This is a genomic window from Nocardia niwae NBRC 108934 = DSM 45340 (assembly GCF_001613465.1).
Lineage (GTDB): Bacteria > Actinomycetota > Actinomycetes > Mycobacteriales > Mycobacteriaceae > Nocardia > Nocardia niwae.
In genome coordinates, this window is the sequence record NZ_BDCK01000041.1 from 136,874 (window position 1) to 144,464 (window position 7,591).

Annotated in this window: 8 protein-coding genes; 3 read left to right on the forward strand and 5 right to left on the reverse strand. The window is 69.7% G+C overall.

What is annotated here, in order from left to right; all coding sequences use genetic code 11:
• The 4 genes from NNI01S_RS27400 to NNI01S_RS27415 form a co-directional block, all read right to left on the reverse strand.
• Entirely contained in the window at positions 1 to 423 is a 423-nt protein-coding gene (locus tag NNI01S_RS27400; protein WP_063023343.1) for an HIT family protein, read from the reverse strand.
• Positions 424 to 733: 310 nt separating this feature from the next.
• Entirely contained in the window at positions 734 to 2,155 is a 1,422-nt protein-coding gene (purB, locus tag NNI01S_RS27405) for an adenylosuccinate lyase (protein WP_063023345.1), read from the reverse strand.
• 6 nt (positions 2,156 to 2,161) lie between these two features.
• The gene (locus NNI01S_RS27410) at positions 2,162 to 2,857 is read right to left on the reverse strand and encodes a TetR/AcrR family transcriptional regulator (protein WP_245676392.1); all 696 of its coding nucleotides are present in this window, start codon (positions 2,855 to 2,857) and stop codon (positions 2,162 to 2,164) included.
• Between the two features lie 128 nt (positions 2,858 to 2,985).
• On the reverse strand, positions 2,986 to 4,155 hold the full coding sequence (locus NNI01S_RS27415; RefSeq protein WP_157114993.1) for a pyridoxal phosphate-dependent aminotransferase: 1,170 nt from the start codon (positions 4,153 to 4,155) through the stop codon (positions 2,986 to 2,988).
• Positions 4,156 to 4,208: 53 nt separating this feature from the next.
• Between NNI01S_RS27415 and NNI01S_RS27420 the strand changes: the two genes are divergently transcribed.
• Positions 4,209 to 5,192, forward strand: a complete 984-nt coding sequence (locus tag NNI01S_RS27420; RefSeq protein ID WP_063023378.1) for a M23 family metallopeptidase — start codon at positions 4,209 to 4,211, stop codon at positions 5,190 to 5,192.
• Positions 5,193 to 5,237: 45 nt separating this feature from the next.
• On the opposite strand, the gene purD is transcribed toward NNI01S_RS27420, so the two are convergent.
• Positions 5,238 to 6,509, reverse strand: coding sequence for a phosphoribosylamine--glycine ligase (gene purD, locus NNI01S_RS27425; RefSeq protein WP_063023349.1), 1,272 nt, complete (start codon positions 6,507 to 6,509; stop codon positions 5,238 to 5,240).
• A 182-nt stretch (positions 6,510 to 6,691) separates the two neighbouring features.
• On the opposite strand from purD, the gene NNI01S_RS27430 reads away from it, so the two are divergent.
• Together NNI01S_RS27430 and NNI01S_RS27435 are read left to right on the forward strand one after the other, a co-directional pair.
• Positions 6,692 to 7,069, forward strand: a complete 378-nt coding sequence (locus NNI01S_RS27430) for a PH domain-containing protein (protein WP_063023380.1) — start codon at positions 6,692 to 6,694, stop codon at positions 7,067 to 7,069.
• Positions 7,070 to 7,119: 50 nt separating this feature from the next.
• A complete protein-coding gene (locus NNI01S_RS27435; RefSeq protein ID WP_063023350.1) occupies positions 7,120 to 7,545 on the forward strand; it encodes an HIT family protein in 426 nt (141 codons plus the stop codon).
• The last annotated feature ends 46 nt before the right edge of the window (positions 7,546 to 7,591 follow it).

Here is a 7,591-nt window from a genome sequence, read left to right on the forward strand (position 1 = left end):
TCAGACGCCCAGCGCGCCCCGGATCGAGGCGGCCAGATAGTCCAAATCCTCCCTTCGCGGACTGGTCGGACGGCCACGCAAGCCGAACCCGTCACCCGCAGTACGCGGGATCACGTGCAGGTGCACGTGAAACACCTCTTGCCCGGCGGTCACACCGTCCGCCAGAAAGAAATTCACCCCGTCACACCCCACCTCGCTGGTCCGCAGCGCCGCCGCCAACCGCTGCCCAACTTGGAACAGTTTCCCCCCGACCACCGGATCCAGCTCCGCCAGACTGCGCGCCGCCACCTTCGGCACCACCAGCAGATGCCCCGGAGTCATCGGCCGAATGTCCATGAACGCCAGAACATCGTCGTCCTCGTAGACCTTGCTCGACGGCGCCCGCCCGGCGACGATATCGGCGAAAATCGTGTACGGATTCACGACCCGCAGCCTATGCGGTCAGCTGTCGTGTTCCGCGACACGCACGCCGTCACATCGGGCCATCGTGGCAAGAATCTGTCGACGCCGTTGATCCGGTTCTTTCGCGAAGTGCCATCGTCGCTGGCCAGGTAGACACAAGCCACGAACCAAAGTTCGTGCGCGGTCGAGTTGCCGAGCGGGCACGAGGGCAGCGCGTATGTAGCGGTCGCGGCGTATCGACTCGTCTACGAAGGCGTGAATGGGCACCGACGGACGATACCGGCCGCCTGTCCGGCCGACGAACGATTTCGTCGCGAAAGGCTCAGTCCCGCTACAGGATCGGCGACGGCGTGTACCGAGCCGCGTCGGGATACCGGTCGACCAGTTTCTGCACTTGGCCGATCACGTCGCCGACCTGCGCTTCGGCCGCACCGACGAAGGCCGACTTGTCGGCCAATGCCGCGTCGAGGGCAGCGCGGTCGAGGGGAAGGCGGGTGTCGGCGGCGAGGCGGTCGAGGAGGTCGGGTTCGCGACCCTGCTCGCGCATGGCCAGGGCGACCGCGACGGCGTGCTCCTTGATCACCTCGTGCGCGGTCTCGCGGCCCACGCCGACCCGGACGGCGGCCATGAGGATGCGGGTGGTGGCGAGGAAGGGCAGGTACCGGTCGAGTTCGCGGGCGATCACCGCCGGATAGGCGCCGAACTCGGCGAGCACGGTGAGGAAGGTCTCCATCATCCCATCGATGGCGAAGAACGCGTCCGGCAGCGCGACGCGCCGGACCACCGAGCAGAACACATCGCCCTCGTTCCACTGCGCGCCCGCCAGCTCGGCGGCCATCGAGGCGTAACCGCGCAGCACCACTTGCAAGCCGTTGACCCGCTCGCAGGAGCGGGTGTTCATCTTGTGCGGCATCGCCGAGCTGCCCACCTGCCCGGGCTGGAAACCCTCGGTGACCAGCTCGTGCCCGGCCATCAGCCGGATGGTGTGCGCGAACGAGGACGGGCCCGCGCCCACCTGCACCAGCGTGGAGAGCACGTCGTGATCCAGCGAGCGCGGGTAGACCTGGCCCACGCTGGTGAGCACGGTCGCGAAACCCAGATGCCGGGCCACCTGCTGCTCCAGCCGGGCGAGCTTGGCCGGGTCGCCGCCGAGCAGGTCGAGCATGTCCTGCGCGGTGCCCATCGGGCCCTTGATCCCGCGCAGCGGATAGCGGTCGATCAGTTCGCGCAGCCGGGCCAGCGCGATCAGCAATTCGTCGGCGGCGGAAGCGAACCGCTTGCCGAGCGTGGTGGCTTGCGCCGCGACATTGTGCGAACGGCCCGCCATGACGAGAGCCTGATATTCGGCGGCGCGCTCGGCCAGGCGCGCGACGATCGCGACGCCGTGCGCGTGCACATGCTCGAGCGAGAGCCGGATCTGCAGCTGCTCCACGTTCTCGGTGAGGTCACGGCTGGTCATGCCCTTGTGCACGTGCTCGTGCCCGGCCAGCGCGTTGAACTCCTCGATGCGCGCCTTCACGTCGTGCCGGGTGACCCGCTCGCGTTCGGCGATGGAGGCGAGGTCTACCTCGTCGAGCACCCGCTCGTAGTCGGCGACGACCCCGTCGGGCACGTCGACGCCCAGCTCCGCCTGGGCGCGCAGCACCTCCAGCCACAGCCGCCGCTCGAGCACGACCTTGTGCTCCGGCGACCACAGGTGCACCAGCTCGGGACTGGCGTAACGGGTGGCGAGGACATTGGGGACGAGGCTCACGTCCGGTCAGTCTAGTGCTCGGTAACGATCCACTTGCTGGGGCGTCGCGCGCACGGGGCCGTCCGTGGTCATGTAGGCCGCCTCCGGGGTCGTGCCCCGCGCCGGGGGCGCGACGATGTCGATCACTTCCAGCAGCGCGCCGCGGGCCATCCGCCGCGGTTCCGGATCCATCTCGGTGAGCGCGGCGACCACGGCGCCGTCCACCACCGCGACCAGCCTGCGCAGCTGCTCCGGCCGCACCATCCGGTCGGAGCGGCGCAGTACGTCGGCCAGCAGTTCGTCCAGCTGAGCGCGCAGCCGCAGCTGGACTTCGCGCAGCTCCGGGTGCCGCGCCGAGGCGACCGAACGCTCGTAGCGCGCGATGAGCTGCCCGCGGGCGCCTTCGTCGGGCCCGTCGCTGCCCACCAGCAGATCGAGCACCAGGTCCACGGTGGCCTCCGCGCCGCGGCGGCGGTGGCTGACCTCGCCGACCCGCCTGCGCATCGCGTCCAGCTCGGCATTGCCGCTGAACTCGACCGCCCGCGCGATGAGGTCGTCCAGGGATTCGAAGTAGTAGGTGGTCGACGCCAGAGGCAGATCAGCGCGCGTCGCAACCGAACGGTGCCGCACCGCCTCGAATCCGCCTTCGAGCAGAAGCTCGGCAGCGGCGGCTATCAAAGCCTGGCGACGCCGTTCGCCTTTCGGGGTCGTCGCGGTGATCACCGTGCCATCGTGCCAGTCGTCATCAGTTCTTCCAGGGGAAATCAGCGAGGAAAAGCAACCATCGTTGTTTTACCGCATCCGCGCGCCCAGGGTGCCGAACTGCGGAAAGTTCTTGCCGGGCAGGTTTTTCACACCGCCAGATAGTGCCCTAGACGCAGCAGCGCCGCCTCGATGTCCGCGGTGGCTCCGGCGAACGAGAAGCGGACCGTGCGGTGCCCGTTCACGGTGTCGAAATCCACCCCCGGTGCGAGCGCGACACCGGTGTGGTGCAGCACGTCGGCGCACCAGGCGCGGGAGTCGTCGGTGAGGTGGCCGATGTCGGCGTAGGCGTAGAAGGCGCCGTCGGCCGGGGCGAGGTCGGTGATGCCCAGTTTCGGCAGCCCGTCCAGCAGCAATCGCCGGTTCACCGCGTACCGCCGGACGTGCCCGTCGAGTTCCTCCTTGGCCTCCGCCCCGAACGCGTGCAGCGCGGCGTACTGCGAGATGGCGGGCGGGCAGACGGTCAGGTTCGAGGCCAGCCGCTGCAACGCGGGGCGCAGCCCGCTCGGCACCAGCATCCAGCCCAGCCGCCAGCCGGTCATGGAGAAGTATTTGGAGACCGAGCCGATCACCACCGATTCCCGCGAGGTCTCCCAGGCCGAGGAGGTCGCGTTGTCGGCGCCCGCGCTGTCGTAGGTGATGCCGTGGTAGATCTCGTCGGAGATCAGCAGTGTGCCGTGCTCCTCGCACCACCGGGCCAGTGCGGCGAGTTCCGCGGGGGCGATCATGGTGCCGGTCGGGTTGGCGGGGCTGGCCACCACCAGACCGGCGGGCGGCTCGGGAAGGGCTTCGAGCATGGCGACGGTGGGCTGGAATCTGGTCTGGGCGCCACAGTCCAGCTCCAGCACGCGGCAGCCGAGCGCGGTGAGCGTGTTCCGATAGGCGGGATAACCGGGACGCGCGACCACGACGGTGTCCCCAGGGTCGAACGCGGCGAGGAAGATCAGCGAGAACGCGCCGGAGGAGCCGGTCGTCACGACCACGTCGTCCGGATGGACCTGGTAACCATAGGTCTCGCGATGGTGTTCGGCGATCGCTTCGCGTATCGCCAGGATGCCGAAAGTCTCTGTGTAACCCAGCAATTCGGACTGAATGGCCAGTTCGGTCGCGCGCAGCACCGGCGCGGGCGCGGGCGTCGACGGTTGTCCCGCCGCGAGCACGAGTACATCACCGTGGGTCCGGGCGCGTTCCGCGGCGGCTTTCCAGACATCCATCACGTAGAAAGGTGGAATGGTCGACCGGCGAGATTCTCTGGACACTCGACAGACGGTAGAGCACGCTTCTCCGCACGGTCGCGGTTATGGTCTACCCGATGCTCGATAAGGCTCGACGAGACGGGCTCGACCGAGTGCGCGGAGTGGCCGGCATCGGCGTAATTCCGCGCGATTGGCGCACGCGCACGCCGCGACGTTCCGGAAAGCGGCTGCTCAGAGGCGGCAAGCTTGATCCGCGCGCCCTGTGGGCACGGCGCGGGGACGTGCGGGCCCGGTGGGAGCGCAGACCGGATCCCCGCGACCTGTGGCGGCGTAAACCCACCGGCGAGCAGGTGCTCGCGCTGGCACGCAAGCACAAGGTCCTGCTGGCCGGACTCGCCGCGGCCGCGGTGTTCGCCGCGGGCGACACATCGTTCGCCGGAACGGTCACCGATCGCACTCCCGCGCCGGATCGCGCGCAACTCGTCGCCGTCGCATACCCCCCACAGATGCAGAACACCCCGCCCTCGGTGAGGAGGTTGCTGAACGCCATCGCCAACGGTGAGCGGCTGCGGGAGCAGGCGGTGGTCGCGGCCGCCGCGCGCGCGACGCTCGAACGCGCGAAGGCCGAGGCGGCCGCCGCCGTCGCCGGTGAGCGTCAACCGTGGATGACCGGCACCGCGCCGGTGCAGCCCGGGGCGCTCCCGCCGGGCGGCAGGGGCTTCGTACTACCCACGCGCGGCATGTTCACCTCGGGCTTCGGGTCCCGCTGGGGCACCTTCCACAACGGCATTGATATCGCGGGCCCGATCGGCACCCCGATCTACGCGGTCGCCGACGGCACGGTCATCGACGCGGGCCCGGCACAGGGCTTCGGCCTCTGGGTCCGCATCCGCCACGACGACGGCAGCATCACCGTCTACGGGCACATGTACGACTTCTTCGTCTCGGTCGGCGAGCGGGTGCCCGCGGGGATGCAGATCGCCCGCATGGGCAACCGCGGCGACTCCACCGGCCCGCATCTGCACTTCGAGGTGATCGTCGGCGGACAGCACGTGGACCCGCAGCAGTGGCTGGCGATGCGCGGCCTCACGTTCGGCTGAGCGTGCGGTGCGACTACCAGCGCCCGCACCGACCGAGCCGCGGACTCAGACCTCGATGCGGTTCTCGACGGCGGCCAGGCCGATGTCCGTGCGGTAGTGGCTGCCCGGCAGTTTGATCGCGGCGATGCGGTCGTAGGCGCTGGCGCGGGCCTCGGTGAGGTTAGCGCCGACGCCGACCACGTTCAGCACCCGTCCGCCCGCGGAGATCAGGGCGCCGTCCTCGCGCTGTGTGGTGCCGGCGTGCAGCACCGTCGCGTTCCCGTCGGACGCGCCCTCACCCGCCCCCGAGATCGCGTCGCCGAGGCGCGGACGGCCCGGGTAGTTCTCGGCGGCGAGCACCACGGTGACCGCGGCGCCGTCGCGCCAGCGCGGCGGCTCGACCTGCGCCAGCGTCCCGGTGGCGGTGGCGTAGAGCAGCTCGCCGAGCGGGCTGTCCAGCAACGCCAGCACCGCCTGTGTTTCGGGATCGCCGAATCGGCAGTTGAATTCGACCACGGCGGGCCCGGCCGAGCCGATGGCCAGCCCGGCGTAGAGCAGGCCGGAGAAACCACTGCCGCGCCGCACCAGCTCGGCGGCGACGGGCCGCACCACGTCCTCGACGATCGCGGTGACGGTCTCTTCGGGCAGCCAGGGCAGCGGCGTGTACGCGCCCATGCCGCCGGTATTGGGCCCGGTGTCGCCGTCACCGACCCGCTTGTGATCCTGCGCGGGCAGCAGCGGAACCACCGTCTCGCCGTCGACCAGGCAGAACAGCGATACTTCCGGGCCGTCCAGGAACGATTCCAGCAGCACCGGGTGGCCCTGCTCGAGCAGTTCGGCCCCGTGCTCGCGCGCGGCGGAACGGTCGGCGGTCACCACCACACCCTTGCCCGCGGCGAGGCCGTCGTCCTTCACCACCCACGTGGGGCCGAAACGGTCGAGCGCGTCGTCCAGCTCGGCCGGGTTGTCCACCACCTCGCTGTGCGCGGTGCGCACGCCCGCCGCGGACATCACGTCCTTGGCGAACGCCTTGGAACCCTCGATCCGGGCGGCCGCAGCCGACGGGCCGAAGCACGGGATGCCTGCCACGCGCAGCGCGTCGGCGACGCCGAGCACCAGCGGAACCTCGGGGCCGATCACCACCAGGTCGGCGTCCACCTCGGTGGCCAGGGCGACCACGTCCTCGGCGGCGCACGGGTCGACCGGGCGGACCTGCGCGTGCTGGGCGATGCCGGCGTTGCCGGGGGCGGCGAAGAGCGCGGTCACCGCGGGGTCCCGGCGCAGCGCCAGGACGAGGGCATGTTCACGGGCTCCGGAACCGATGACGAGTACACGCACGGCAGACAGCCTAAACGAGCCGTTCGGCGGGATCGCCGCTGCCGGTGCGCGCGAAGGGGATGATGAATGGGGACAACGGATGTGGGCGGCGCATCGCCCACATCCACCACTGTGTCCCTTTCCGGCCTGAGCGGGGGGCCTGACCACTCGTGCCGCCGGAGCACCCGAAGGAAGTGCTGACAATGGGTCTGATCGACGGACTGATGGGCAACGCCGGCCGGATCGATCCGGGGCAGGCGCAACAGGAATACGCCAAGCTCCTCGGCAACGGCGAACAGGTCTACGCCGCGTACCTGCTGGTCCGCGACGCGATGCTGTTCACAAATCGCCGCCTGGTCCTGATCGACAAGCAGGGTGTCACCGGCCGCAAGGTGAGCTACCACAGCGTTCCCTATCGCGCGATCACCCATTTCTCGGTGGAGACCGCGGGCACTTTCGATCTGGACGCCGAGTTGGCCATCTGGATCGCGGGCGCCGCGGAACCACTGCTGAAGCGGTTCAACCGGCAGGTGGACATCTACGAGGTGCAAGGCATCCTGTCGCACTTCGTCGCGGTATAGCGCGCGCCGGTCCGGCGCCTCGGCGCACGGACCGGTCTACGCTGCGGGACATGGCTTCTGTCTTCAGCGCGATCATCGCCGGTCAGCTCCCGGGCCGTTTCGTCTGGGAGGACGACGAGTTCGTCGGTTTCCTCACCATCGCCCCGGTCACCCCTGGTCACACGCTCGTGGTGCCCCGCAAGGAGATCGACCAGTGGCAGGACATCGACGCCGGCACCTTCGCCAGGCTGACCGCCGTCGCACAGCAGATCGGCCAGGCCGTGCGCGCGGCATGGGACGCGCCGCGCGCCGGTCTGCTGATCGCGGGTTTGGAAGTGCCGCATCTGCACGTGCACGTGTTCCCGGCCTTCTCGCTGGGTGACTTCGACATCTCCGGCGCCGACCCGAATCCGAGCCCGGAATCGCTGGACGAGGCCCAGACCAAGATCAAGCAGGCGCTGCGCGACCTCGGCTACGGCGCCAACGTCCCCGGCTGACCCGCCTCTCCGGGTATTCAGGCCGTACGAGTGGGTGCGGCCTAGG